This window comes from Catenuloplanes niger (assembly GCF_031458255.1).
Lineage (GTDB): Bacteria > Actinomycetota > Actinomycetes > Mycobacteriales > Micromonosporaceae > Catenuloplanes > Catenuloplanes niger.
The window spans coordinates 3,501,226-3,527,359 of the sequence record NZ_JAVDYC010000001.1; the positions used below are offsets into that span (position 1 = coordinate 3,501,226).

22 protein-coding genes are annotated in these 26,134 nt (G+C 72.2%); 13 read left to right on the forward strand and 9 right to left on the reverse strand.

The window, feature by feature from the left end:
* Positions 1 to 94: 94 nt before the first annotated feature.
* Positions 95 to 1,177, forward strand: coding sequence for an LCP family protein (locus J2S44_RS15195; protein WP_310413780.1), 1,083 nt, complete (start codon positions 95 to 97; stop codon positions 1,175 to 1,177).
* Positions 1,178 to 1,277: 100 nt separating this feature from the next.
* On the opposite strand, the gene J2S44_RS15200 is transcribed toward J2S44_RS15195, so the two are convergent.
* From J2S44_RS15200 to guaB, 4 genes are all read right to left on the reverse strand, one after another.
* Entirely contained in the window at positions 1,278 to 2,687 is a 1,410-nt protein-coding gene (locus J2S44_RS15200) for a M1 family metallopeptidase (RefSeq protein ID WP_374727846.1), read from the reverse strand.
* 52 nt (positions 2,688 to 2,739) lie between these two features.
* Positions 2,740 to 4,194 (reverse strand): M1 family metallopeptidase, encoded by a 1,455-nt coding sequence (locus tag J2S44_RS15205; RefSeq protein ID WP_374727847.1) that lies wholly within the window; start codon positions 4,192 to 4,194, stop codon positions 2,740 to 2,742.
* A gap of 62 nt (positions 4,195 to 4,256) precedes the next feature.
* Positions 4,257 to 5,372, reverse strand: coding sequence for a GuaB3 family IMP dehydrogenase-related protein (locus J2S44_RS15210; protein ID WP_310413783.1), 1,116 nt, complete (start codon positions 5,370 to 5,372; stop codon positions 4,257 to 4,259).
* Between the two features lie 24 nt (positions 5,373 to 5,396).
* The gene (guaB, locus tag J2S44_RS15215; RefSeq protein WP_310429683.1) at positions 5,397 to 6,905 is read right to left on the reverse strand and encodes an IMP dehydrogenase; all 1,509 of its coding nucleotides are present in this window, start codon (positions 6,903 to 6,905) and stop codon (positions 5,397 to 5,399) included.
* Positions 6,906 to 7,082: 177 nt separating this feature from the next.
* Between guaB and J2S44_RS15220 the strand changes: the two genes are divergently transcribed.
* Positions 7,083 to 7,481, forward strand: coding sequence for a DUF5319 domain-containing protein (locus J2S44_RS15220; protein ID WP_306837945.1), 399 nt, complete (start codon positions 7,083 to 7,085; stop codon positions 7,479 to 7,481).
* 44 nt (positions 7,482 to 7,525) lie between these two features.
* Here the strand turns inward: J2S44_RS15220 and J2S44_RS15225 are convergent, their stop codons facing one another.
* Positions 7,526 to 8,365, reverse strand: a complete 840-nt coding sequence (locus tag J2S44_RS15225; RefSeq protein ID WP_310413785.1) for a helix-turn-helix transcriptional regulator — start codon at positions 8,363 to 8,365, stop codon at positions 7,526 to 7,528.
* Positions 8,366 to 8,634: 269 nt separating this feature from the next.
* On the opposite strand from J2S44_RS15225, the gene J2S44_RS15230 reads away from it, so the two are divergent.
* On the forward strand, positions 8,635 to 9,024 hold the full coding sequence (locus tag J2S44_RS15230; RefSeq protein WP_310413789.1) for a WhiB family transcriptional regulator: 390 nt from the start codon (positions 8,635 to 8,637) through the stop codon (positions 9,022 to 9,024).
* Positions 9,025 to 9,111: 87 nt separating this feature from the next.
* Here J2S44_RS15230 and J2S44_RS15235 read toward each other — a convergent pair whose 3' ends face one another.
* Positions 9,112 to 10,773 carry a molybdopterin-dependent oxidoreductase gene (locus J2S44_RS15235; RefSeq protein WP_374727983.1) on the reverse strand — a complete coding sequence of 554 codons (1,662 nt, stop codon included), beginning with the start codon at positions 10,771 to 10,773 and terminating at the stop codon, positions 9,112 to 9,114.
* Positions 10,774 to 10,972: 199 nt separating this feature from the next.
* On the opposite strand from J2S44_RS15235, the gene J2S44_RS15240 reads away from it, so the two are divergent.
* Genes J2S44_RS15240 through J2S44_RS15250 form a run of 3 tightly spaced genes read left to right on the forward strand, consistent with a single transcriptional unit; the run spans position 10,973 to position 14,816 of the window.
* Positions 10,973 to 11,698, forward strand: coding sequence for an NUDIX hydrolase (locus tag J2S44_RS15240; protein WP_310413792.1), 726 nt, complete (start codon positions 10,973 to 10,975; stop codon positions 11,696 to 11,698).
* Positions 11,695 to 12,822 carry a 5'-methylthioadenosine/S-adenosylhomocysteine nucleosidase family protein gene (locus J2S44_RS15245; RefSeq protein ID WP_310413794.1) on the forward strand — a complete coding sequence of 376 codons (1,128 nt, stop codon included), beginning with the start codon at positions 11,695 to 11,697 and terminating at the stop codon, positions 12,820 to 12,822. Before J2S44_RS15240 ends, J2S44_RS15245 begins: the two co-directional genes overlap by 4 nt.
* Positions 12,819 to 14,816 (forward strand): hypothetical protein, encoded by a 1,998-nt coding sequence (locus J2S44_RS15250; RefSeq protein ID WP_310413797.1) that lies wholly within the window; start codon positions 12,819 to 12,821, stop codon positions 14,814 to 14,816. The genes J2S44_RS15245 and J2S44_RS15250 overlap by 4 nt, the downstream gene beginning before the upstream one ends.
* 61 nt (positions 14,817 to 14,877) lie before the next feature.
* Here J2S44_RS15250 and groL read toward each other — a convergent pair whose 3' ends face one another.
* Together groL and groES are read right to left on the reverse strand one after the other, a co-directional pair.
* On the reverse strand, positions 14,878 to 16,527 hold the full coding sequence (groL, locus tag J2S44_RS15255; RefSeq protein ID WP_310413800.1) for a chaperonin GroEL: 1,650 nt from the start codon (positions 16,525 to 16,527) through the stop codon (positions 14,878 to 14,880).
* 137 nt (positions 16,528 to 16,664) lie between these two features.
* Positions 16,665 to 16,973 (reverse strand): co-chaperone GroES, encoded by a 309-nt coding sequence (gene groES / locus J2S44_RS15260; protein WP_503128928.1) that lies wholly within the window; start codon positions 16,971 to 16,973, stop codon positions 16,665 to 16,667.
* Positions 16,974 to 17,277: 304 nt separating this feature from the next.
* On the opposite strand from groES, the gene J2S44_RS15265 reads away from it, so the two are divergent.
* The 7 genes from J2S44_RS15265 (at position 17,278) to J2S44_RS15295 (ending at position 25,575) form a co-directional block, all read left to right on the forward strand.
* Entirely contained in the window at positions 17,278 to 18,456 is a 1,179-nt protein-coding gene (locus J2S44_RS15265) for a THUMP-like domain-containing protein (RefSeq protein WP_374727984.1), read from the forward strand.
* Positions 18,457 to 18,526: 70 nt separating this feature from the next.
* Positions 18,527 to 19,603, forward strand: coding sequence for a sugar ABC transporter substrate-binding protein (locus tag J2S44_RS15270; RefSeq protein ID WP_310413806.1), 1,077 nt, complete (start codon positions 18,527 to 18,529; stop codon positions 19,601 to 19,603).
* A 17-nt stretch (positions 19,604 to 19,620) separates the two neighbouring features.
* Positions 19,621 to 20,115, forward strand: coding sequence for a Cys-tRNA(Pro) deacylase (ybaK, locus tag J2S44_RS15275; protein ID WP_310413809.1), 495 nt, complete (start codon positions 19,621 to 19,623; stop codon positions 20,113 to 20,115).
* 1,082 nt (positions 20,116 to 21,197) lie between these two features.
* Complete coding sequence (locus J2S44_RS15280; protein WP_310413812.1) at positions 21,198 to 22,280, forward strand: sugar ABC transporter substrate-binding protein; 1,083 nt, start codon at positions 21,198 to 21,200, stop codon at positions 22,278 to 22,280.
* Positions 22,281 to 22,351: 71 nt separating this feature from the next.
* A complete protein-coding gene (locus J2S44_RS15285; protein ID WP_310413815.1) occupies positions 22,352 to 23,125 on the forward strand; it encodes an ATP-binding cassette domain-containing protein in 774 nt (257 codons plus the stop codon).
* The gene (locus J2S44_RS15290; RefSeq protein WP_310413818.1) at positions 23,122 to 24,342 is read left to right on the forward strand and encodes a sugar ABC transporter permease; all 1,221 of its coding nucleotides are present in this window, start codon (positions 23,122 to 23,124) and stop codon (positions 24,340 to 24,342) included. The genes J2S44_RS15285 and J2S44_RS15290 overlap by 4 nt, the downstream gene beginning before the upstream one ends.
* A gap of 24 nt (positions 24,343 to 24,366) precedes the next feature.
* Positions 24,367 to 25,575: an ROK family protein gene (locus J2S44_RS15295; RefSeq protein WP_310413821.1), complete on the forward strand. Its 1,209-nt coding sequence runs from the start codon at positions 24,367 to 24,369 to the stop codon at positions 25,573 to 25,575.
* On the opposite strand, the gene J2S44_RS15300 is transcribed toward J2S44_RS15295, so the two are convergent.
* A complete protein-coding gene (locus J2S44_RS15300; RefSeq protein WP_310413823.1) occupies positions 25,508 to 26,113 on the reverse strand; it encodes a TetR/AcrR family transcriptional regulator in 606 nt (201 codons plus the stop codon). The two genes, J2S44_RS15295 and J2S44_RS15300, sit on opposite strands and share 68 nt — an antisense overlap.
* Positions 26,114 to 26,134 lie beyond the last annotated feature (21 nt).

The window sequence follows — 26,134 nt, forward strand, 5'->3', positions numbered from 1 at the left end:
GGTGACGCAAATCGCAGAAAACCCGCTGAGTGTCGTGGGGCGGCAACGCGCGGCGGGCGTCATGCGTCTTCCCACTGCGGGAAAGGATGTCGATATGCCACGGCGGCGCCTGCTCATCGTCTCACTCACGGCCGCGCTCGCGGTGCTGATCGCCGGAGGTGCGTACGCGGTAGCGCGGGCCCGGCCGGCCGGTCCGGTCGCCGGCCCGCCACCGTCCCCGGCCGGGCCGTCGTCCCCGGCCGGCGCGTCGTCCACGCCGTCGCCGCCGCCCGGCGCGGACATCACCGGCGGGCCGCTGAACCTGCTGATCGTCGGCCTGGACACGCGCGTCGACGAGCCGGGCTGGCGGCCGCACTCGGACGCGCTGCTGATCCTGCACGTCACCCGGGACCTGCGCGCGGCGTACCTCACGTCGCTGCCGCGGGATCTGGTGGTGGACGTGCCCGCGTTCCCGCCGGCCGGCTTCCCGGGCGGCAAGCACAAGATCACCGACGCGATGGCGTACGGCAGCGTGGTGCCCGGCGGGCGGCCGGACCCGGCGCAGGGCGTCCGGCTGCTGGCCACCACGGTCGGCGGCTACACCGGGATCAGGGACTTCGACGCGACCGCGGTGATCAGCATGGAGGGCTACGACGAGCTGATCGACGCGCTCGGCGGCGTACGGATCCGGGTGGACGTGCAGACGCCGTCGATCCACCGGAAGCCGGACGGCACCCGGCGGGCCGGGGACGGCGACCCGCAGCAGATCTACCGGGTCGGCACGATGACCATGACCGGCTGGCAGGCGATCGACTACGCCCGGCAGCGCTACCTGGCCGGCGGCGACTACACCCGGCAGCGTCACCACCGGCAGCTGCTCAAGGCGATGCTGACCGCGGCCACCGACCAGGGCCTGCTGCGGGACGCCGCGCGGATGGAATCGGTGCTGGCCGCGGTCGGCGACATGCTGGTCCTCGACGGCGGCGCGCACACCGCGGTGGACCTCGCGTTCGCGCTGAGCCACCTCCGGCCCGCGGACCTGACGCTGGTCGGCCTGCCGGGCGACGCGGTCCGCGAGGTCGGCGAGTACCGCGGCGAGGCGCTGCGGCCGCCCTCCGCCGACTACTTCAAGTGCCTGCGCGCCGGCACGCTGCCCGACTTCACCCGCGACCATCCCGAGCTGGTCGACCGGGGTTGAGGTGACCCGCCACGGATCAGTCAGGGAGGAGCCCCGGCGACGACCGGTGCCCGCGGGAGCATGCGGACGCCGGCCACGCCGGAAGCGGGAATATCGTCCGTCACGGCTTCGCCGGTGGGGTTCCGGCGAACAGCCACGCGTCGAAGAGGCCGCGGAGCGGGCGGCCGGAGACGCGCTCCGCGAGGGCGATGAAGTCCGTGGTGACCGCGGTGCCGTTGCGCCGCTCGCCGGTCCACGCCTTGAGGATCGTGAAGAACGCGTCGTCGCCGACGGTCCGGCGCAGCGCGTGCACCGTCAGCGCGCCCCGGTGGTAGACCGCGTTGCTGAAGATGTTGGCGCGGCCGGGGTCACCGGTCGGGATGCTCCAGTCCGTGCCCGCATAGGTCGAGTCGAACACCTCCTGCACCCCGACGCCCCGGTTGTGCTCGTCCCACAGCCACTGCGCGTACGTGGCGAAGCCCTCGTTCAGCCAGATGTGCTGCCAGCCGCCGATCGACACGCTGTTGCCGAACCACTGGTGGGCCAGCTCGTGCGCGACCAGCCAGGTGCCGTCGTCCCCGCGCCGGAAGTAGTCCGGGCCGTAGACCGGGCGGGACTGGTTCTCCAGCGCGAACTTGACGGTCTCGTCCGCGACGATCACACCCCCGTAGGCGTCCATCGGGTACGGCCCGAAGCGCTCCGCCAGGAAGTCCGCGATCTCACCGGTCCGCGCCATGGCCGCGTCCTCGACCCCGCCCGCCGGGATGGACGCGGCGACCGCCGTGACGATCGGGCGGCCCCGGTGCTGCCCGGACGAGACCCGGAAGTCGCCGACCACCATGGTCGCGAGGTAGCTGGCCATCGGCACCCGCTCGGCCCACCGCCAGGTGGTCCAGCCGTCCGCCGTGGTGGTGCCCTCGGGCGTGCCGTTGCTGAGCGCGACGCGGCCCTGCGGAACCGTGATCTCCAGGTCGTAGGAGGCCTTGTCCAGCGGGTGGTCGTTGACCGGGAACCAGGAACCGGCCGACTCGGGCTGGCCGATCACCACCGCGCCGTCCGGCGTGTGCCGGAAGCCGCCGCGGCCGAGCGCGGAATCGCCGATCATCGTGGGCACCCCGGCGTAGTCGATCTCCGCGGTGAACTCACCGGTGAGCTCGGCCTCCGGCGTGACCAGCAGCTCGCCGCCGTACTGCCGGGTCACCGCGGGCCGGCCGCCGACCTCGGCCCGGCTGACCGGCAGACCGGCGAAGTCCAGGTTGAACCGCCGCAGCGGCGCGAGCGCGGTCGCGGTGAGCACGACCGTGCCGGTCAGCCGGTCGGTGCCCGGGTCGTAGCGGACCTGCAGCCGGTAGTGGCGCACGTCGTAGCCGCCGTTGCCGTAGCGCGGGAAGTAGGGATCACCGAGGCCGTCGGCGCCGAAGCCGGGCCCGGACTCGGGCGTGGTCTCGGACACCAGGCCGGGCACGGTCTCGGCCGCGATGGTGCCGCAGCCGGCCAGCGCGCCGGCCAGCAGCAGCGCCGCGGCTCTCACGAAGGGTGACACACTGTGGAAGACACCGGCCCGGCCGGAAAGGTTGCAGAATCTACGGTTTCGGCACCGGCGGCTGGGTGGTGCCGAAGAGCCAGGCGTCGAAGAGGGGGCGCAGCGACTTACCGGAGACGCGCTCGGACAGCGAGACGAAGTCGGCGGTGACCGCGTTGCCGTTGCGTCGCTCGCCGGTCCACGCCTTGAGAATCCTGAAGAACGCGTCGTCGCCGACGGTCAGCCGCAGCGCGTGCACGGTGAGCGCGCCACGCCGGTAGACCGCGCCGCTGAAGATGTTCGCCGGGCCGGGATCGCCGGTCGGGATGCTCCAGTCCATCAGGCGGTAGACGTCGTCGAACTGCGACTGGACGCTGATCTTCCGGTCCTTCTCGGCCCACAGCCACTCGGCGTAGGAGGCGAAGCCCTCGTTCAGCCAGATGTGCTGCCAGCCGCCGATCGACACGCTGTCGCCGAACCACTGGTGGGCCAGCTCGTGCGCGACCACCCAGGTGCTGTCCGACCCGGCGCGGAAGAACGACGGGCCGTAGACCGGGCGGGACTGGGTCTCCAACGCATAGCTGATCCGCGGGTCCGCGACGACCACACCGCCGTAGGACTCGAACGGGTACGGCCCGAACTGCGTCTCCAGGAAGTCCGCGACCTCGGCGGTGCGGGCCATCGCGCGGTCCGCGTCGCCGTCCGCCGGGAACGAGGACGCGACCGCGGTCAGGATCGGCCGGTTCCGGTGGCTGCCCGAGGTGATCCGGTAGTCGCCGATCACCAGCGTGGTCAGGTACGGCGCCATCGGCGCGCGCTCGGCCCACCGCCAGGTGGTCCAGCCGTCCGCGGTGGTGGTGCCCTCGGGCGTGCCGTTGCTGAGCGCGGACAGGCCCTCCGGGACCGAGATCGCCAGGTCGAACGTGGCCTTGTCGAGCGGGTGGTCGTTGACCGGGAACCAGGAGCTGGCGGACTCGGGCTGACCGAGCGCGATCGCGCCGTCGTCGGTGTGCAGCCAGCCGCCGTCGCCGAGGATCGCCTTGATCGGCTGCGGCACGCCGGCGTAGTCGATCTCCACCGTGAAGTCGCCGCGCACCACGGCCGCCGGCGTGACGACCAGCTCGGACTCCTCCTGCCGCGCGGTGGCCGGCTGCCCGTTCACGGTGACTTTGCTGGTCGGCAGGCCGGTGAAGTCGAGGTTGAACCGCCGCAGCGGTGCCGCCGCCACCGCGGTGATCGCGACGCGCCCGGTCAGCCGGTCGGTGGCCGGGTCGTAGCGGACCTGGATGCCGTAGTGGCCGACGTCGTAGCCGCCGTTGCCGTAGCGGGGGAAGTAGGGGTCGCCGATGCCCTCGGCGCCGACGCCGTCCGCACCGCCCGTGCCGGACGGTAGCCCGGTCGGGGTGCGCGGCGGTGACGTGCACGCCGTCGTCAGCAGCGCGGCGATCAGCACGGCCGCCGCGCTCCGCCGCAGGCCGCGCCGGCCGTTCTCCCGGTCGCTCTTCCGCAGACTCACGGCGGCAACGGTATCCGACCGCGGGCCGCGCCCCGTGACGGAACGCGGCCCGTGATCAGGCGTCAGTCCAGGACCAGCGAGACCTTCTGGAACTCCTTGAGGTCCCGGTAGCCGCACTTCGCCATCGCCCGGCGCAGGCCGCCGAACAGGTTCAGCTGACCGCTCGGGTCCGCGGCCGGGCCGTAGAGCAGCGTCTCCAGCGAGCCGAGCGGCTCGTTGGCCGGGCCGAACGAGCCACGCGGCAGGTTCGGGTGGCTGGCCGCGGAGTGCCACCAGGCACCGGCCGCCGGCGCGCCCTCGGCCAGCGACAGCGGCTCGCCGAGCATCACCGCGTCCGCGCCGCAGCCGAGCGCCTTCGCGATGTCGCCGGAGGTGGAGATGCCACCGTCCGCGATCAGGTGCACGTACCGGCCGCCGGTCTCGTCCAGGTAGTCCCGGCGGGCCGCGGCCGCGTCCGCGATCGCGGTCGCCATCGGCACCCGGATGCCGAGCACGGTGTCGGTGGTGGCCCACTCGTCCGCGCCGATGCCCACGATCACGCCGGCCGCGCCGGTACGCATCAGGTGCAGCGCGGTCTTGTAGTCCGTGCAGCCGCCGACGATGACCGGCAGGTCCAGGTCGGCGATGAATTCCTTGAGGTTCAGTGGCTCGTCCGTGGTGGACACGTGCTCCGCGGAGACCAGCGTGCCCTGGATGACGAGCAGGTCCACGCCCGCGTCCAGGATCACCGGCGCCAGCGCCAGCGTGTGCTGCGGCGACACGCGCACCGCGACGGTCACGCCGCCCGCACGGATCTGCCGGACCCGCTCGGCGATCAGCTCCGGCTTGATCGGCTCGGAGTAGATCTCCTGCAGCCGGGGCGTGGCCGACTCGTCGTCGCTCAGCCCGGCCAGCTCCGCGAGGACCTTGGTCGGGTCCTCGTAGCGGGTCCAGAGACCCTCCACGTTGAGCACGCCGAGACCGCCGAGGCGGCCGAGCGCGATCGCGGTGTCCGGGCTCATGGTGGCGTCCGACGGGTGCGCCACACACGGGATCTTGAAGGGGTACGCGTCCAGCTGCCACACCGTGGAGACGTCGTCGACGTCCCGGGTGCGGCGGCTCGGCACGATCGCTATGTCGGACAGGTGGTAACCGCGCTGCGCGGTCTTGCCCAGCCCGATCTCGACGACGTCACGCACGGGGTCAGCTCCAGCCTTCTCGGATCAGCGACTGTGGTAGTTCGGGGCCTCGACGGTCATCTGGATGTCGTGCGGGTGGCTCTCCTTGAGGCCCGCCGCGGTGATCCGGACGAGCTGCCCACGCTTGTGCAGCTCGGCCACGTTCTCCGCGCCGACGTAGAACATCGCCTGCCGGAGACCGCCGACCAGCTGGTGCGACACCTGGGCCACCGTGCCCTTGTAGGGAACCTGGCCCTCGACGCCCTCCGGGATCAGCTTGTCGTCGCTGGTCACGTCGGCCTGGAAGTAACGGTCCTTGGAGTATGACTTGGCCTCGGGACCCCGGCCCTTCATGGCGCCCAGCGATCCCATACCCCGGTACGTCTTGAACTGCTTGCCGTTGATGAAGAGCAGGTCACCCGGGCTCTCCTCGCAGCCGGCCAGCAGACTGCCGAGCATCACCGTGTCCGCGCCGGCCACCAGCGCCTTGGCGATGTCACCGGAGTACTGGATGCCGCCGTCACCGATCACCGGCACACCGGCCGGGCGGGCGGCCCGGGCCGCCTCCATGATCGCGGTGATCTGCGGGACGCCGACGCCGGCGACGATGCGGGTGGTGCAGATCGCGCCCGGGCCGACACCGACCTTCACCGCGTCCGCGCCCGCCTCGACCAGCGCCTTCGCGCCCGCGTAGGTCGCGATGTTGCCGCCCACGATGTCGATCGTGGTGTCCTTCTTCAGCTGCCGGACCATGTCGGCGACCGCGCGGTTGTGACCGTGCGCGGTGTCCACCATCAGCACGTCGACGCCCGCGTCGACCAGCAGCCGCGCCCGCTTGTACGCGTCCTCGCCGACACCGATCGCGGCCGCGACCCGCAGCCGGCCCGCCTCGTCCTTGGTGGCGTGCGGGAACTGCTCGGACTTGGTGAAGTCCTTGACCGTGATCAGGCCGCGCAGCACCCCGGCGTCGTCGACGATCGGCAGCTTCTCGATCTTGTGCTTCCGCAGCAGGTCGAGCGCCTGCTCCTTGGTCACGCCGACCGGCGCGGTGATCAGCGGCAGCTTCGTCATCATGTCCCGCACCGGCGTGGCCGGGTCGGTGACGAAGCGCATGTCGCGGTTGGTGACGATGCCGACCAGCTTGCCGCTCGCGTCCGCGACCGGGACGCCGGAGATGCGGAACCGGCCGCAGAGCTTGTCCACCTCGGCGAACGTGTCGTCCGGGCTGCAGGTGACCGGGTTCGTGACCATGCCCGACTCGGAGCGCTTGACCAGGTCGACCTGGCTGGCCTGCTCCTCCAGCGACAGGTTGCGGTGCAGCACACCGATGCCGCCCTGGCGGGCCATGGCGATCGCCATCCGCGCCTCGGTGACGGTGTCCATCGCGCTGGAGACCAGCGGGATGTTGAGCGTCACGTTCCTGGTGAGCTGCGTGACCGTGCGCAGCTGGCTCGGCAGCAGGTCCGACTCACCCGGCTGCAAGAGCACGTCGTCAAAGGTGAGCCCCAACGGCACGGTCTGCTCTACGGACGACGAAAGGTCCACGATGAAAATCCCCTGAGCTTGGACGGCGGCGCGATAGTTCATCGTACCCAGACCCCTGATCGAGACCGTTTCGTCGTGGCCGGAAACGACGCAGGTCACCCGCCTGAGCCCTGTCGATGGCGCCCGGATCACCTTCAGGGGGCGGCGGGCCGACGAAGAGGGCGGGTCTCCCGCTACGGTGGAGGCGTGCACGACGAGCCGATCGACCCCTTCAGCGGCGACCCTGTCGACCCGTCTGCGGGCCTGGACGACCTCACCGATGGGGACAACCTGGATCCGCTGACCGAGGCTGAGCGCCAGGACGTGCTGGAAGATCTGGCCGATCTCGAGATCTACCAGGCGCTTCTGGGCCCGATCGGGGTGCGTGGCCTCGTCATCGAGTGCGAGGACTGTCACGAGCCGCACTACTTCGACTGGGACCTGCTGCGCGGAAACCTGCGCCACCTGCTCAGCTCCGGGCGCCCCCGGGTGCACGAGCCGGCCTACGACCCCGACCCGGATCACTACGTGACGTGGGAGTACGCGCGGGGTTACGCCGACGGGGTCCACGACACCCTCACCGAAGGAACCGACGAGAACGAGTGAGGGCCGGGCGCTTTCGTAGCGCCCGGCCCCGTTCGTCCGCTTTGTCAGTCCACCAGACCGGCGCGGAACCCGGCAGCCACCGCATGCGCCCGGTCACGCGCGCCGAGCTTGCGGAAGAGCCGCCGGGCATGGGTCTTCACGGTGTCCTCCGAGACGAACAGCTCGCGGCCGATCTCCGCGTTGCTCTTCCCGTCCGACATGCCGCGCAACACCTGCAACTCGCGTTCGGTGAGCGCGATCCGCCGCGCGGCCGGTTCCGGCTCGCGACCGAGATCGCTCTCCCCGGGCCGGGTCGCCGGCCAGCCACCGCGGCCGAGGTCGCCCAGGCCGTCGCCCGGATCCCCGAAGTCACCGCGCTGCGCGGGCACGACCTGGGTCGGCACCCGCCCCGACATCATGCCGAGCGCGGACGCGGCGCCCTGCTCGGCGACGGCACCGGCGGTGGCACGCACCTGACCGGTGACGGCCGCCGGAGCGGAACCGGCCCCGGCCGGCCGGGCACCGGCGGGCGGGCGGGCGGGCAGGCAGAGCAGGAGCACCGCCTTGGCCACCACGCTGACCATGTCCTGCTCGGCACCGCGGATGACGCCGCGAGCGCCCGCGGCGACCGTGGCCGCCGCCGCACGGGGGTCTTCAGCGCCGAAGAGCACGATCACCGCCCCGGGGGATCTGGCCAATACTCTCCGTGTAAATCCGACGCTGTCGGGCCGGGTGACCGCGGTGTCGGCCAGGACCACGTCGGCCGGCCTCTCGGCCAGCCGCAGCATCGCCTCCGGCTCGGTCACCGCAGTTCGGACGGCTCCGGCCACTCCCAGCCGGGCCGCCGTGGTCGCTACGGCTTGAGCCGCCAGCGGCGTCCGGACGCAAACGAGGACGGTACGCACAGTGATCCTCCTCTCCTCATAGGAGGAGACCACGAACCTGGGGCAGTATTACGCGCTTTCGACGGATAGAAGAGGAAACTTCCGGACACCTCGCCACGCCGGGGAACTGCGTGCGAATAACGATTCGATCTGTCATGTGTGAGCACTCCTCCCCCTGGGTAGAACGGCGTCAGGTCGGATCGGATGCGCCTGTTGTGGTCGCCGCCATCATCCGGCTCTTCCGGTTGAGCCACATGAGCCGTCGCGCGGCGCCGCGAGGGAGGGTGTCGATGTCCAACGTTCGCAGACTGCCCGGTCCCATCTCCGACCTCTGGGAATGGCAGCGACTCGGCCTGTGCCGAGGACGCGACAGCGCACAGTTCTTCCACCCGGACGGCGAACGGGGCTCGTCCCGGAACCGGCGCGAGACCAAGGCCAAGCAGGTCTGCGGTGCCTGCCCGGTCCGGGCCCAGTGCGCGGCGCACGCGCTCTCCGTCCGCGAGCCGTACGGCGTCTGGGGCGGCTTCAGCGAGTCCGAGCGCCTGCGCCTGCTGGCCGTCGGCTGGGAGGACCTCGCCGACCGCCGGCACAGCGCGGTCGACGTGGCGCGCCTGGAGGCCCGCCTCGGCGCGCCTCACAAGACCGCCGTCCCGGCGCAGCGCAGGCCCACCGCGGCCTGAACCCCCCGTCACTTCCCAGTGAATCTTCACACCCCCGGATACGTCGCGGCGGCGCCCAATGGTTCAGCGGGCGCCGCTCTCGCGTTTCTACGGGGCTGTGACCTCGACCTTCACGGTGTGCCAACCGGTGGCGCCGTCCGGTGCGACCGGCGCCTCGGCCTCGGTCTGCACCGCGCCGGTCGCGTCCGTGGCCCGCACCCGGAGCCGGTGCTCGCCCGGCGTCGCGGCCCACGGGAAGGTCCACTGGCACCAGGTGTCGTCGGAGACCGACCCGTGCAGCGTCGCGGCGGCCCACGGCCCGTCGTCCACGCTCACCTCGACCTTCGCGACGCCGACGTGCTGGGCCCAGGCCACGCCGGCCACGGTGACCGTGCCGGCCGTCGCCTTCCGCCGCGGCGTGTCGATGCGTGACTGGGTCTTGATCGGCCCCCGGGCGGACCAGCCGCGCGGCACCCAGTAGGCGTCGAAGTCGGCGAAGCTCGTCAGCTCGATCTCGGTGATCCACTTGCAGGCGCTGACGTAGCCGTACAGCCCCGGCACCACCATGCGCACCGGGAAACCGTGCTCGACCGGCAGCGGCTCGCCGTTCATGCCGATCGCGAGCAGCGCGTCCCGGCCGTCCCGCAGGACCTCGGTCGGCGTACCGCAGGTCCAGCCGTCGACCGAGCGGCTGACCACCTGGTCGGCGCCGGCCAGCGGACCGGCCTCCTCGAGAAGATCCCGCACGGGTACGCCGAGCCAGCGCGCGTTGCCGATCAGGTCCCCGCCGACCTCGTTCGACACGCAGGCGAGCGTGACGTAACGCTCGACCATCGGGCGTTTGAGCAGGTCGGCCCAGGTGATCGTGAGCTCCCGCTCGACCCGGCCGTGGATCCGCAGCGACCAGCTCTCCGGATCGACCTGCGGCACGCTCAGCGCGGTGTCGATCCGGTAGAAGTCCTCGTTTTTCGTGACGTAGGTGGCGACGTCGGGCACCGGATCGAGGCGGCTCGGCAGCGCCGGCGCCGCGTCGGCCGGCGGCGGCAACGTCACGGTCGCACGCACCTCCGACACGCTCAGCCGCGTCGACAGCCACCGCCCGGCATAGCCCGCCACCGCCGCACCGGCCACGACCAGTCCCGCCGTCCGGAGAAACCGCCGCCGCGCCTCCGGATCGACCCGGCCCGGCGCACCCCGCCCGCCGCCCCCGGCCGGCCCGCCCGCGACCGAGGCATCCGGCGCGGCCGTCGTCGCGGTCGCTATACCCGGCGCGGCCGTCGAACCCGGCGCGGCCGTCGAACCCGGTGTGGCCATCGAACCCGGCGTGGCCGTCGAGCCCGCCGGGATCTGGCGCAGCAGGAACCAGCCGGCCGCGAGCGCGCCCGCCACCGCGGCCAGCGACGGCAGCGCCCACGCCGCGTTCGCGCCCGGCCGGGTCAGCGCCGCCGCCACCCCGATCAGGCCGAACGCCGCGGTCCCGCCGACCGCGTAGGCCAGGGACCGGACCGCCAGCGCGCCCACGCCGGCCGCCGCGGCCGCGAGCAGCAGCATGGTGCCCGCGATCAGCGCGGTCTTGTCGTGCACGCCGAACAGCGCGATCGCCGCGTCCTTCACCGCGGCCGGCACGTGGTCGACCACCACGCCGCCGACCGCCACCACCGGCGCCGAGCGCGGCCCGGTCAGCACCGCCACCAGCTCCGCCACGCCCAGCCCGGTCGCGGCCGACGCCACTCCGGCCACCGCACCCCACCGGGCCGTACCCGCGCGCACCGGCACTGATGTCTCCGTCGTCATCGCCACGTCCCCAGTCTGCCGCGCGGCACCCCGGCGGTCCCGGTGCGAATTCTTACGGCTCGCGAACGGCGATTGCCCAGCTCCGGACGCGCGGGCCCGGACTCAAAGTCGAGAGATCCGCTCCCGGCTGCGAAACCGACTTACTGTCATTGTGACAATAAGCTAGCCTGCACTCATGCCGACCGATGAATGGGAACCGCCGGCCGTGCTGCTCACCGTCGACCTGGTGATCCTCACCCTGCGCGACGCGGCGCTGCGGCTGCTGCTGATCGAGCGTGGCGTCGAGCCGTTCCGGGACGCCTTCGCGCTCCCCGGCGGTTTTCTCGGCCACCTCGGCGAGGGCATCGAGGCGGCCGCACGGCGCGAGCTCGCCGAGGAGGCCGGGCTCGGCGACCGCTCCCTGCACCTGGAGCAGCTGGGTGTCTACGGCGAGCCCGGCCGCGACCCCCGCGGGCGCGTGGTCTCCGTGGCCTACCTGGCCATCTCACCCCGCCTGCCGGACCCGGTCGCCGGCACGGACGCGGCCGGGGCGAGCTGGCACCCGGTCGACGCCGTCCTGGCCGGCGAGGTCCCGCTCGCGTTCGACCACCACCGCGTCGTCTCCGACGGCGTCGAGCGGGCCCGGGCGAAGCTCGAGCACTCCGCGCTCGCCACCGCGTTCTGCGCGGACACGTTCACGATCTCCGAGCTCCAGGAGGTCTACGAGGCCGTCTGGGGCACCCGCCTCGACCCGCGCAACTTCTACCGGAAGGTCCAGCGCACCGAGGGCTTCATCGTCGCGGCCGGCCCCACCCGGAAGACCGAGACCGGCCGCCCCGCCCGGCTGTTCCGCGCCGGTCCCCGCCAGGTGCTCCACCCACCCATGGTCCGCACCGCCCTCACGAAGGGAACCGACGAATGATCGTGATCCTGACCGCGCTGAACCTGGAGTACCAGGCGGTCCGCCGGCATCTCACCGGCCTGGAGACCCAGGCGCACGAGGCCGGCACGCTGTTCGAGGTGGGCCGCCTGCCCGGTGGCGGCCGCGCGGCGCTCTGCCTGGCCGGCAAGGGCAACCAGTCCGCCGCCGTGCTCACCGAGCGCGCCATCGCCCGGTTCACGCCGTCGGCCGTGCTCTTCGTCGGCGTCGCGGGCGGCCTCTACCCCAGTGTCCGGCTCGGTGACGTGGTCGTCGCGTCGAAGGTGTACGCGTATCACGGCGGCACCGCCGAGGACGACGGCATGAAGGCCCGCCCACGCGCCTGGGACATCCCGCACGCCGCCGACCAGCTCGCCCAGCACCTCGACCGGACCGGGGAGTGGACGCGGCACCTGCCGCCCGGCGCGGACGTGCCCGCCGTGCGCTTCGCGCCGATCGCGGCCGGCGAGGTGGTGCAGGACTCGGCCACGTCCGCGCACGCCCGCTGGGTGCGGGACCACTTCAACGACGCGCTGGCGATCGAGATGGAGGGCGCCGGCGTCGTCCATGCCGCGTTCCTCAACAGCGCGCTGCCCGGCGTCGTGGTCCGCGGCATCAGCGACCGCGCGGACGGCACCAAGCAGCACACGGACGGGCAGAACTGGCAGCCCCGCGCCGCCGCGAACGCGGCCGCGTTCGCGATCGCACTCGCGGACGAGCTGGCCCGCACCGCACACGATGGACGGTCACGACACACCACGAGAACGGGGAGCACTCCGATGCTGGGAGAGAACCACAACCACGCCGGCGGCAACGCCCGGGTCGGCGTGCAGGCCGGCGTCATCCACGGCGGCGTGCACCAGTCGTTCGGCGCGTCCGCACCGGCCGACCTGGCCGGGCGGATCGACGCACTCCGCGGTCAGCTGCGGCAGGCACGCGCGGACGAACGGCTGGACGAGGAGACCTACCGGGCGGCGGAGGCGGAGCTGGCCATCGCGGCCGACACGACCGCGGAACGCGGCACGATGCTGGTCGCGCTGAAGCGACTCCGCGGCCTGGTCGTCGACCTGTCCGGCGTCGCGGCCTCGGTCGCCGCGGTCATAGCGCTGGTCCAGGGCATGGCATGACCGTCCTCGACGCGAACACCAACGTCGCGGACGGCGACGCCACCGTCCTGCTGCAGGCCGGCGTCGTGCACGACGGCGTGCACATCTACGAGGCACCACCGGGCGCGACGCCCGCGCAGCGGTTCCAGATCGGCCTGCGGTACCTGGAGGGCGGGGTCGCACCGAAGGCGCTGGAGGTGATCGAGGAGGCGATGACGGCCGGTCACCGGGACAGCCGGGCGCGCTTCTACTGGATCCTCGCGATGCTGAGCGGCCGGACGCTGAGCCAGCTGACCGACGCCGACGAGGAGCGCCTGCGGCATGCGCTCGGCACACCTCGGCTGCGGGCCGAGGACGAGTGGGTGGAGGCGCTCCGGGTCATCGAGCGGTTCCTCACCGCGCCCGCGGATCCGAGGGACGACCCGCAGACCGCGATCAAGGCATTCGACGCGCTGCCCGCGGACCGGCGCAAGGAGATCCTCCGGCACCTGGAGCTGTTCCTCAAGGACAAGATCCAGGACGCGATGTGGCAGCGGTCGCTGGCCCAGGCCCGCAAGGAGCAGAAGGCCGCCGACCGCCGGGGCCGGGTGTGGATGTACTTCCAGCCCACCCCGCGCGCACCGCGGCCGGCCACGCCCGCACCGGTCACCACCACCCGCCGTGACACCGCGCTCGCCTGGGCCATGAGCGTGGTGTTCCTGGCCGCCACCGGATATCTCGGCGTGCTGACCGTGCTCTCCGGCCGCGTCCCGTCGATGATCGCGTTCCTGGCCGCGGTGGCCGGCACGGTCCCGCTCGCCCGGCACGGCGCCGAGTGGTGGTCACGTGCCGCGCGGCTGCGGGCCAGGGAACAGCTGCACGGCGCGCCGGACCGGACCGCGCCGAAGGCTCCGGCCGGTGGCTTCGCCGACGACGTCGACCGGCTGTTCCGGCGGTACGCGGGCCGGTACCTGCCGGACGGCGTCGACCGCACGTCCTGGACAGCGCAGATGGCCGGCGTGCACCGGGCGATCCGGGACGAGATCGTCACGTCGTTCCGGGACTCGGCGCCGCAGGCCCGGGAGATCGCCTGGCTGGTCCGCCACCGGCTGCGCGACGCCCGTGACCGCTGGCAGGACGGCACGCTCCGGGACTACCGGGCACGGCTGCGGATGCCGCTCCGCGGACGCCTGCTGGCGGTGGTGGGTGCGGCCGCCACCGTGGCCGGGCTGCTGTGGGCGCTGCCGGCCGCGCTCGCGCAGGACCCGTTCCGGGCGTCGATCGCCGTCGCGGTCGCGGCCATCGCGGGCCGGTTCGGCGTCGAGGGCCACCTGAGAATCATCAACGAGCGCCGGCGGTACGCCGAGGACGTCGCCGAGGCCGAGGCGCGGCTGCGCAGCGATCAGCAGGCGTTCGACCGCTGGACGGCCCGGCTCGCCCGCCGGCCCACCGACCAGGAGATGGCCGCCTGGCTGGACTGCGACCGCCGGATCCTGCTGGACCAGGCGATGCGGCACTACGGGCTGGCACCCCGGCACGTGATCGCCAGCGCGTTCATCGGCGGCTCCCGCCGGCCGGCCCGGCGCGCCCGGGTCCGCAACGGCCCGTGGCGTTACTCGCACTACCGGCTGACCGTGTTCCTGCTGACCGCGGACGGCGTGCGGCAGATGAGCGCGGATCTCGACTTCGCGCAGGCCGGGCTGCAGATCCGGCAGCGCACCGGCTACCGCTACGAGGCGGTCGCGTCCGTGCACGTCACGGAGGTGGAACGGGCGCACCCCCGGTTCCGGCTGACGCTGGTCAACGGCGAGCCGATCGACGTGGAGGTACGCGAGGCTGACCTCGGCCCGCCGGACGCCCGGGCCGACTCCTCCGTGGCCGACGCCGTGTCGCTGGACTCGGCCGGGCTGGCGAACACGCTCTACATCCTGGAGGGCATCGCGGCGGAGGGGAAACGCTGGGTGCACCTCGACCGGCAGCGGCGCGGCAGTCGCGTCTCCGTGCTCAAGAAGGCGATCGAGGCGCTGACCCGCTGATGCGAAACGCCCCGGAGCCGTAGGGCTCCGGGGCGTTCGGTGCTTCAGCGAGCGGTACGGGTCAGAAGCCCGGGCCGTGCTGGTGGCCGTGGCCGTGCGAGTGGCCGTGGCCGCCGCCGGCCGCGGCGGGCTCGGGCTCGGCGGGCTTCTCGACGATCAGGGTCTCGGTCGTGAGGAGCAGGCCGGCGATCGAGACGGCGTTGGCGACCGCGGAGCGGGTCACCTTGACCGGGTCGATGATGCCGGCGCCGGCCAGGTCGACGTACTCGTCGGTGGCGGCGTTCAGGCCGGTGCCCCACGGGGAGGCCGCGACCTTGTTGACCGCGACGTAGCCGTCGTGGCCGGCGTTCTGCGCGATCCAGCGCAGCGGCTCGACGAGCGCCTTGCGCAGGATCCGGACGCCGGTGGCCTCGTCACCGGTCTTGCCGAGGTCGCCGTCGAGCACGGCGGCGACCTGGACCAGCGCGGCGCCGCCGCCCGGGACGGTGCCCTCCTCGACCGCGGCCTTGGTGGCGGCGATCGCGTCCTCGATGCGGTGCTTGCGCTCCTTCATCTCGACCTCGGTCGCGCCGCCGGCCTTGATGACCGCGATGCCGCTGCCGAGCTTCGCGAGACGCTCGGAGAGCTTCTCCCGGTCCCAGTCGGAGTCGGTCGCCTCGATCTCCTTCTTGATCTGGGCGACCCGGTCGGCGACCTCGGCGGAGTTGCCGCCGCCGTCGACGATCGTGGTGTTCTCCTTGTCGACGACCACGCGGCGGGCGGTGCCCAGCTGGGAGATCGTCGTCTGGTCCAGCTTGTAGCCGAGCTCGGGGGCGATGAGCTCCGCGCCGGTGGAGATCGCGATGTCCTGCAGCATGGCCTTGCGGCGGTCGCCGAAGCCCGGCGCCTTCACCGCGGCGACCTTGAAGGTTTTGCGGATCGCGTTCACCACGAGCGTCGCGAGCGCCTGGCCCTCGACGTCCTCGGCGATGATCAGCAGCGGCTTGCTGTCCTGCAGCACCTTCTCCAGGAGCGGCAGGATCTCCTCGACCGTGGAGATCTTCGAGGTGGTGATCAGGATGTACGGGTCCTCCAGCACCACCTCCTGCGCCTCGGCGTCGGTCACGAAGTTCGGCGAGATGAAGCCCTTGTCGAACTGCAGACCCTCGGTGATGTCCAGCTCGGTGGCGAGCGTGGAGCCCTCCTCGACGGTGATGACGCCGTCGCGGCCGACCCGGTCCATCGCCTCGGCGATCAGCTCGCCGATCGTGGCGTCCTGCGCGGAGACGGTCGCGACGTGCGCGATCGCCTTGTGGTCCGCGACCTCGACCGCCTTCTCGATCAGCGCGTTCGACACGGCCTCGACGCCCGCGTCCAGGCCGCGCTTGATGCCGGCCGGGTTCGCGCCGGCCGTCAGGTTGCGGATGCCCTCGCGGACCAGCGCCTGGGCCAGCACGGTCGCGGTGGTGGTCCCGTCACCAGCGACGTCGTTGGTCTTCGTCGCCACCTCCTTGACGAGCTGCGCGCCAAGGTTCTCGTACGGGTTGGTGAGCTCGATCTCCTTGGCGATGGTGACGCCGTCGTTGGTGATCGTCGGAGCGCCGAACTTCTTGTCCAGCACGACGTTGCGGCCGCGCGGCCCGAGGGTGACCTTTACGGTGTCCGCGAGCGCGTTGACGCCGTGCTCGAGCAGGTGGCGGGCGTCATCCGAGAAGCTCAGGATCTTCGCCATTGTTGTCCCTTCACGGACTTGGAAACTGCGGTCACGCCGTCAGGCGCGAAACCGCTGGAGAACCGCCTATGAGCGCAGACAGCCCCGGCCCCCGCGAAACGGGTTCCGGGGCTGACCGCAGAGAATTACTTAGGAAGTCACTTCTCGATGACGGCGAGCACGTCGCGCGCGGAGAGCACGAGGTACTCAGCGCCGGCGTACTTGACCTCGGTGCCGCCGTACTTCGAGTAGATGACGGTGTCGCCGACCTTCACGTCAACCGGGATGCGGTTGCCCTTGTCGTCGACGCGGCCGGGGCCGACGGCGACGACGGTCCCCTCCTGCGGCTTCTCCTTGGCGGTGTCGGGGATCACGATGCCCGACGCCGTGGTGGTCTCGGCCTCGTTCGCCTGGACGAGGATGCGGTCCTCGAGCGGCTTGATCGCAACCTGGGTCGCGGTAGTCACGGGCATACCCTCCTGGGGTACTGGTGTCGTTACCGTCCTCGCGAGCGCGAACGCACGCTGGACGGCGTCAATCTGCCTCATGCCACCGGGCGGGCCGTCGTCGCGGGTGCCGGACCGCCAGGCGTTGCTCCCGGAACGGGTCCGGGAAGCTTGGTGCTCCCGGGAACGGGCCCGGAAGGCTGGCACCCACCCATGGCGAGTGCTAACGGAAGGTTATTCCGGCGGCTAGCACTCCGTCAAGGAGAGTGCCAACACCCCGCGCGCCGCGCCGCCCCGGGCCGCCCGGAAGGATGGGGGCGTGGAGCTGGATCTGCTGCGTACCCCCGAGGGAGAGGCCGCGCTCGCCGCGGCCGCGGCGACGGACGGCGGTGACGCGCTGGCCGCGGCGGCCGGGCTGCGGCGCGCCGGGTTCCCGCCCGAGCTCGCCTCCGCCGCGCTCACCCAGGCCGAGCTGCGCCGGCGCGCGACCGCGAAGTTCGGCGCGGACGCGGACGTCATGTTCTTCACCCGGGCCGGGCTGGAGCAGGCCACCCGCGCCACGGTCGCGGCGCGCCGGGCGGCCCGGCTGCACGCGGCCGGCGTACGCGTGCTGGCTGATCTCGGTTGTGGGCTGGGCGCGGACGCGATCGCGGCGGCCCGGGCGGGCATCCGCGTGCACGCGGTGGAGGCCGACCCGCACACCGCGGCGCTGACCGCGGCCAACGCGGCCGCGCTGGGGCTGACCGGCCTGATCACGGTGACCACCGGTGACGCCACCGAGGCGGACCTGAGCGGCGTGGACGCGGTCTTCTGCGACCCGGCCCGGCGGGCCTCGAAGACCGGCCGGCGCGTCTTCGACCCCGCGTCGTTCTCCCCGCCCTGGGACTTCGTGGCCGGGCTGGCCGCGCGCGTGCCGCGTACCGTGCTGAAACTCTCCCCCGGCATCGACCACGCGCTGATCCCGGACGGCGCGGAGGCGGAGTGGGTGAGCGTGGGCGGTGACGTGGTGGAGGCCGCGTTCTGGTGCGGGCCGCTGGCCGGCGTGCCGCGCCGGGCCACGGTGCTGCCGGACGGTGGCGAGCTGACCGGCGAGGCCGACATCCCCGCCGAGGTCGGCGGCGTGCGGCGGTACGTCTACGACCCGGACGGCGCGGTCGTCCGGGCACACCTGGTGGCCGCGTTCGCGGACCGGGTCGGCGGCGTGCTGGCCGACCCGCAGATCGCCTACGTCTACGCGGACACGCCGGCACCGACCGGGTTCGGCCGCTGCCTGGAGGTCCTGGACACGATGCCGTTCTCGCTCAAGCGGCTGCGCGCGGAGCTGCGGCGGCGCGAGATCGGCCGGGTCGAGATCCTCAAGCGCGGCTCCGCGCTGGACGTCCCCCAGCTGCGCCGTGACCTGCGACTGAGCGGCCCGGCCGAGCTGTCGCTGGTGCTCACCCGGGTGGCCGGCGCACCCGTGACGCTGCTCTGCCGACCCGTACCGTCAGGAAATATGTCTTGATCTGCCAAAATGCCGGGGCTCGGGCGGGCATAGTGGGGTTTATCCCCTGAAGCGGATGAAAGGTCCACGTATGCGCCGCGGTATCGCCACCCTCACCGCCGCCATCGTCGCGGCCGGCTCGATCGCCGCCTGCGGGGGTGACGAATCGGGCGAGGCCCCGATCCCGAAGATCGCCGTCATCCTGCCGGACAGCGCCACCTCCGACCGCTGGGAGACCGCGGACCGCAAGTTCCTGGAGAGCGCGTTCACCAACGCCGGCATCCCGTTCGACATCCAGAACGCGCAGGGCGACAAGACCGCGTTCCAGAGCATCGCCGACCAGCAGATCACCAACGGTGCCACCGTGCTGATGATCGTCAACCTGGACTCCGGCACCGGCAAGGCGGTCCTGGACAAGGCGAGGGCCAAGGGCGTCGCGACGATCGACTACGACCGGCTCACGCTCGGCGGCGGCGCGGAGTACTACGTCTCGTTCGACAACGTGGCGGTCGGCCGGCTCCAGGGCGAAGGCCTGCAACGGTGCCTGACCGCGCTGAAGGCGACCAAGCCGGTGATCGCGGAACTGCACGGCTCCCCGACCGACAACAACGCCACGCTGTTCAAGGAAGGCTATCAATCCGTGCTGAACCCGCTCTACGCGAGCGGCGCCGCGGTGAAGGGCCCGGAACAGCCCGTGCCGGACTGGGACAACACGCAGGCCGGCAAGCTCTTCGAGCAGATGCTCACGCAGACCCCGAACATCCGCGGCGTACTGGCCGCGAACGACGGCATCGGCAACGCGGTCATCCAGGTGCTCAAGCGCAACAACCTCAACGGCAAGGTGCCGGTCACCGGCCAGGACGCGGACGTGCAGGGCCTGCAGAACATCCTCGCGGGCGACCAGTGCATGACCGTCTACAAGGCGATCGAGGAAGAGGCGAACGCGGCCGCGAAGCTGGCGATCTCGCTGGCCAAGGGCGAACGCCAGGCGGTCACCGGCAAGGTCACCGACCCGGAGAGCGGCCGCGAGGTCCCGTCCGTGCTGCTGACCCCGCGGGCGATCTTCCGGCAGGACGTGAAGTCCGTGGTCGTGGACGGCTACGTCACCCGCAACGAACTGTGCACGGACACGTTCGCCGCGGCCTGCCAGGAGCTCGGCATCTACTGAGCGATAGCCTTCCGTTCGTGGCGAAGTCTGCGAGCAAGGCCGGTGGCACGCCGGCGACGACGCTGCTCACCCGGCAGAAGATCACGTTCACCGCGCACACGTACGAGGTCGACCCCAAGGCCGCCTCGTACGGCGAGGCCGCCGCGGCCGCACTCGGCGTCCCGCCGACCCGCCTGTTCAAGACGCTGGTCGCGACCGTTGACGGGCAGCTCGCGGTCGGCGTGGTGCCGGTCTCGGCGTCGCTGGACCTGAAGGCGCTGGCGGCCGCGCTCGGCGGCAAACGCGCCACGATGGCCGAACCGGCCGCGGCCGAGCGCGCCACCGGCTACGTGACCGGCGGCATCTCCCCGTTCGGCCAGCGCTCCCGCCTGCCGATCGTGGTCGACTCGTCCGCCGAGGGCCAGGAGACCGTCTTCGTCTCCGGTGGCCGCCGCGGCCTCCAGGTCGAGGTCCCACCGGCCGCCTTCCCGGACGTCGCCGGCGCGATCTTCGCCCCGATCGCCACCGGCTGAGCTCGCCCCCCGTCGCCGTTTCCGCCGGCCTGTGACGCGATGCGGGCCGGAGGCGTTCGAGTCCCAACTGACGGAAGATCTGGTCCAGATGCCGGGCCGGAGGTAAGGCCGCGTCCGTGGGCGGCGGATCGCCTCACGGTGCCGCGCATCCCGCCGGTGGCGTCCCGGGCGACAGCGATGCCGCCACACCGCGCGGAGCACATAGATCTTCCCGCTTCCGGCGTGGCGACGCCCGCATGCTCCCGCGGGCCAACCTCGCCGCGGCCTGCGACTCCGCTGGCGCTCCGCTCCGGACGCGGCGTCGGAGCCGGTACCGCCGCCGGTCACCGAAACCCCGGCGACCCGCGCTGTCGGCCACCCGGCGCGCGGCGCAGGCCGGACCACCGCGACACGCATCGTCTCCCCCGGACCCTGGCTCGAGCGGCCGCCCTGCCGCCGGCCGCCGGTCGCCGGCCGCCGGCCGCCGGTCCAACGCGATACGCGCTGCCGGCAACCGACAAGGACGCGACTCATCAGCCCGGCCACATCGGATTCTCGTCGCCCCAGGCACAACCGAGTCGCGCCAGAGCCGTGAACGCGACGGAGCGGGAGCCACAGCGAGGCGAACACGCGCCGCAAGCCGGAACGCGCGGCAGGCCGGCGTGCGCGGCAGGCCGGCGTGCGCGGCAGGCCGGCGTGCGCGGCAGGCCGGCGTGCGCGGCAGGCCGGCGTGCGCCGCACGTCGAGACGGGCTGGCTCGGCAGAGGCGCCGCACGCCGGGCCGCGCGGCAACGCCGAGACGCGTCGCCGCCGGGTGTGCCGCCGGCCGGAACGCGGCCGGAACCGCGGGCGGGACCCGGCGGAGGGTGGTCGACTTCGGGACGGTGATCGGGTGTGAACGGGGTCGGAAAAGGGGGGTGGACGGGCGTACCGGCGAAAGGGTTTGATCTTGTGTTTGGCGTGCGTGTCGGGCGTGTTGCGAAATTGTTATGCCATTAAACAAAAGAGGGGGTTGTGCCGCGTGCCACAGGCGAAATACGTTGCCGGGCACAACAAATCTTCGACACCGCAGGGAGCTCCACCACACGAAAGGACCATGCACAATGCGCAGAGTCCTGACCACGCTGGCCGCGGCCGGCCTTGCCGCGGGGACGCTCGTCGCGTGCGGCGACGGCTCCGGCACCGGGGACGCGCGACCCGCCAAGATCGGCGTCATTCTGCCGGACAGTGCCTCGTCGAACCGCTGGGAGACCGCGGATCGCAAGTATCTGGAGGCGGCGTTCAAGGCGGCCGGCGTCGAGTACGACATTCAGAACGCCCAGGGTGACAAGAACGCGTTCCAGACCATCGCGGACCAGATGATCACGAACGGCACCACGGTCCTGATGATCACCAACCTTGACTCCGGCACCGGCAAGGCCGTGCTCGACAAGGCGAAGAGCCAGGGCGTCGCCACGATCGACTACGACCGGCTCACGCTCGGCGGCAGCGCGGAGTACTACGTGAGCTTCGACAACGTGCAGGTCGGCAAGCTTCAGGGCGAGGGCCTGCAGAAGTGCCTGACCGACCTGAAGGTGACCAAGCCGGTCGTCGCGGAGCTGCACGGCTCGCCCACCGACAACAACGCCACGCTCTTCCAGCAGGGCTACGAGTCGGTGCTGAACCCGCTGTACGAGAACGGCACCTACATCAAGGGGCCGCAGGAGCCGGTGCCGCAGTGGAACAACACGACGGCCGGCACGATCTTCGAGCAGATGCTCACCCAGACGAACAACAAGATCGACGGCGTGCTGGCCGCGAACGACGGACTCGGCAACGCGGTCGTGACCGTGCTGAAGCGGAACGGCCTGAACGGGAAGGTGCCGGTCACCGGCCAGGACGCGGACGTGCAGGCGCTGCAGAACATCCTCGTCGGCGACCAGTGCATGACCGTCTACAAGGCGGTCAAGCAGGAGGCGGACGCGGCGGCCGAGCTGGCCATCGCGCTGTCGAAGGGCGAGCGGAAGGACGTACCGGGCCGGGTGACCGATCCGGAGACGAACCGCGCGGTTCCGTCCGTGCTGCTCACCCCGAAGGCGATCTTCTTCGATAGCGTCAAGGACGTGGTCGCGGACGGTTACTGGACCGCGGCGGAGCTGTGCACCGGTGTGTACGCGGCCAAGTGCACCGAGGCCGGCGTCAGTTAGAGCCCCGCACCACCGCGCCGCCCGGACGCCGTTCCGGGCGGCGCGAGGACGTTCGAGCCGCTAGGAGAGATGTGTCCGGGACACCCCTGCTGGAACTGCGCGGGATCGACAAGGGCTTCGGCCCGGTCCAGGTCCTGCGCGACGTGCACTTCGCGGTCCACCCCGGCGAGGTCACCGCGCTGGTCGGTGACAACGGCGCCGGCAAGTCGACGCTCGTCAAGTGCGTCAGCGGCATCTACCCCATCGATTCCGGCCAGGTCTTCTTCGAGGGACGGCCGGTCGCGATCAACAGCCCGCGCGACGCGGCCTCGCTCGGGCTGGAGGTCGTCTACCAGGACCTCGCGCTCTGCGACAACCTCGACATCGTGCAGAACATGTTCCTCGGCCGGGAGAAGCGCAGCGGGCTGGTGCTGGACGAGCCGACCATGGAGCAGCTCGCGGCGGAGACGCTGGCCAGCCTGTCGGTGCGCACGGTCAAGTCGCTGCGCCAGCACGCGTCCAGCCTCTCCGGCGGTCAGCGGCAGACCGTGGCGATCGCCAAGGCCGTGCTCTGGAACAGCAAGGTCGTCATCCTGGACGAGCCGACGGCCGCGCTCGGCGTGGCGCAGACCGCGCAGGTGCTGGAGCTGGTCCGCCGGCTCGCGGACCGGGGCCTGGCGGTCGTGCTGATCTCGCACAACATGAACGACGTCTTCGCCATCTCGGACCGGATCGCCACGCTCTACCTCGGGCGGATGGCCGCGCAGGTGAAGACCACGGACGTGACGCACTCGCAGATCGTCGAACTGATCACGGCGGGGCGCAGCGGCGAGCTCGGCCTGGCGGAGAACGGGGGGCCGAGGTGACCACGGAGCCGACGGTGGGCGGGCACGTCCGCGACTACCTCAGGCGGGTGCGCGGGGGCGACATCGGCTCGCTGCCGGCCGTACTCGGGCTGATCGCGCTCTGCGTGTTCTTCGGTGTGATGCGGCCCGCGTTCTTCAGCGCCGGCAACTTCGCGAACCTGTTCACCCAGGGCGCGGCCGTGACCATCATCGCGATGGGCCTGGTCTTCGTGCTGCTGCTGGGCGAGATCGACCTCTCCGCGGGGTACGCCAGTGGCGTCTGCGCGTCCGTGCTCGCGGTGCTGCTGACCTACCAGGGCTGGCCGTGGTACGCGGCGACGCTGGCCGCGCTGGTCACCGGCGCGGTGATCGGCGTGTCCATCGGGTTCATGGTGGCGAAGGTGGGCATCCCGTCGTTCGTGGTCACGCTCGCGGCGTTCCTGGCGTTCCAGGGCGTCGCGCTGATCCTGATCAAGGGTGGCACCAACGTGCCGGTCCGGGACGACGTGCTGCTCGCGGTCTCGAACCGGAACGTGCCGCCGCCGCTCGGCTGGGCGCTGTTCGCGCTGGGTGTGGCCGTCTACGCCGGGATCCAGCTCTGGCAGTGGCGCAACCGGCACCGGCGCGGCCTGGTGACCGACCCGCTCGGCGTGGTGCTCGCCCGGATCGGCGCGCTGGTGGCGGTGGTCGGCACCGCGGTCTACGTGCTCAACCTGGAGCGCAGCCGCAACGTGCTGATCACCTCGCTCAAGGGCGTGCCGGTGGTGGTGCCGCTCATCGTGCTGCTGCTGGTGATCCTGACGTTCGTGCTGCACCGGACCGCGTACGGCCGGCACGTCTACGCGGTCGGCGGCAACCGCGAGGCCGCGCGCCGGGCCGGCATCAACGTCGACCGGATCCGCATCTCGGTCTTCGTCATCTGCTCGTTCATGGCCGCGATCGGCGGTGTGGTGGCGGCGAGCCGGGCCGCCTCGGTGGACGCGAACACCGGCGGCAGCAACGTGCTGCTCTACGCGGTCGGCGCCGCGGTGATCGGCGGGACCAGCCTGTTCGGCGGCAAGGGCCGGATCATCGACGCGGTGATCGGCGGCGCGGTGGTCGCGGTGATCGACAACGGCATGGGCCTGATGAACGCGAGCGCGGGCGCGAAATTCGCCTGGACCGGTGGGGTGCTACTCGCCGCCGCTAGCATCGATGCGCTGTCCCGGCGTCGCGCGGCGGCCACCGGCTACCGGTAGATCCACCATGGAGAGTTCAGACTGATGCGCGCCGGACCCAGCCAGGACGAGGTCCGCCGGCAGAACCTCGGGGCGCTGCTGCGCTATGTGCACGTGCACGGGCCGATCTCCCGCGCGGAGCTGACCACCCGGCTCGGGCTCAACCGCAGCACGATCGGGGCGCTGACCGCCGACCTGACCGCGGCCGGCCTGGTGCGCGAGGAGGCCCCGCGGGGTTCGCGCCGGGCCGGCCGGCCGTCGCTGGTGGTGCTGCCGGAGTCGGCCCGGGTGTACGCGTACGCGCTGAGCATCGAGGTCGACCGGTTGCGCGCGGCCCGGGTCGGGCTGGGCGGCGAGGTGCTGGACGAGCGGGTCTACGACCGCCCCCGCGACCTGCGCGTCTCCGAGGTGGTCGGCCCGCTGGCCGCGTTCGTGAAGGAGATGCAGCACACGGCGCCGGAGGGTGGGCGGTACGTCGGCGTGGGCGTGGCCGTGGCCGGCATGGTCCGCCGCCACGACGGTCTGGTCCGGCTGACGCCCAAGGCCGGCTGGGTGGACGAGCCGCTCGCCGAGCCGCTGGCCGAGGCGCTCGGCGGCGACCACACGGTCCGGGTCGGCAACCACGCGGACCTGGCGCTGCTGGCCGAGCACCTGCGTGGCGTGGCGGTGGACACCGAGGACGTCATCTACCTGCACGGCGAGGTGGGCATCGGCGCCGGGATCATCGCGCACGGCACGCTGATCACCGGCCACGGCGGGTACGCCGGCGAGGTCGGCCACATGATCGTGCACCCGGGCGGGCGTACGTGCAGCAGCTGTGGCGCGCGCGGCTGCTGGGAGTCGGAGATCGGCGAGGAGGCGCTGCTGCACGCGCTGGGCACGGACGGCAGCGGCCGGATCCCCGCGCACCAGCTGATCGCCGCGATGCGCGGGGACCCGGGCAGCCATGAGGCGCTGCGTCAGATCGGTGAGTGGCTCGGCCTCGGCGTCGCCAACCTGGTCAACATCTTCAACCCGGAGATGGTCATCTTCGGCGGTACGCTACGGAACCTCTACCTGACCACGGCCGCCCAGGTGCGGTCGCGGCTCAACTCGCTCGCGCTGCCGGCCAGCCGCGAGCTGCTGCGGCTGCGGACGCCGAAGCTGGGTGAGGACGCGGCGCTGATCGGGGCCGCGGAGCTCGCGTTCACTCAGCTTCTCGCGGACCCGCTGAGTGAAGCCCCCGTAGTGCCTCGTCCACCAGCCGGTCGGTGAACTCCGCGCCGACCGGGTCGCCGGTGACCAGCACCCGGTAGTAGATCGGCCCGACCAGCGTGTCGACCAGCAGGTCCAGGTCGAGGCCGGCCGGCAGGTCACCGCGGGTGACCGCGCGTTCCAGCGGCGCCCGGTCCAGCTCGCGCTGCCGGCTCAGGTGTTCGGCGCGCAGCCGGGCGGCCAGCGTCGCGTCGTGCTGCGCCTCGCCGTGCAGCGCGCGGAAGACCGCGCCGGCGTCGTGCTCGGTCAGGAACGTGGCCAGGCCGCGCAGGTGCAGCCGCAGGTCGGTGCCGAGTTCGCCGGTGTCCGGCGGGCTCAGCGCCTCGCGGGCGTCCGTGGTGAACGCCTCCAGCAGCACGTCGGTCTTGGACGGCCACCAGCGGTAGATGGTCTGTTTGGCCACGCCCGCCCGGGCCGCGATCCCCTCGATGGTGAGGCGCGCGTAGCCCCGCTCGACCAGCAGATCGTCGGCCGCTTCCAGGATGCTGAGTCGCGCCTCTTCGCTGCGGCCGTGGCGGTTACCTCGATGCGCCGTCACGCCCGTTTCTCCCTTTTTTCG

Bases quoted from the DNA above. Each gene is read 5' to 3' on its own strand.
- J2S44_RS15250 (WP_310413797.1), top strand. From the start codon at position 12,819: ATGACCGTCCTCGACGCGAACACCAACGTCGCGGACGGCGACGCCACC.
- J2S44_RS15195 (WP_310413780.1), top strand. From the start codon at position 95: ATGCCACGGCGGCGCCTGCTCATCGTCTCACTCACGGCCGCGCTCGCG.
- groL (WP_310413800.1), bottom strand. From the start codon at position 16,527: ATGGCGAAGATCCTGAGCTTCTCGGATGACGCCCGCCACCTGCTCGAG.
- J2S44_RS15270 (WP_310413806.1), top strand. From the start codon at position 18,527: ATGCGCCGCGGTATCGCCACCCTCACCGCCGCCATCGTCGCGGCCGGC.
- J2S44_RS15230 (WP_310413789.1), top strand. From the start codon at position 8,635: ATGTCCAACGTTCGCAGACTGCCCGGTCCCATCTCCGACCTCTGGGAA.
- J2S44_RS15240 (WP_310413792.1), top strand. From the start codon at position 10,973: ATGCCGACCGATGAATGGGAACCGCCGGCCGTGCTGCTCACCGTCGAC.
- J2S44_RS15280 (WP_310413812.1), top strand. From the start codon at position 21,198: ATGCGCAGAGTCCTGACCACGCTGGCCGCGGCCGGCCTTGCCGCGGGG.
- J2S44_RS15245 (WP_310413794.1), top strand. From the start codon at position 11,695: ATGATCGTGATCCTGACCGCGCTGAACCTGGAGTACCAGGCGGTCCGC.
- J2S44_RS15295 (WP_310413821.1), top strand. From the start codon at position 24,367: ATGCGCGCCGGACCCAGCCAGGACGAGGTCCGCCGGCAGAACCTCGGG.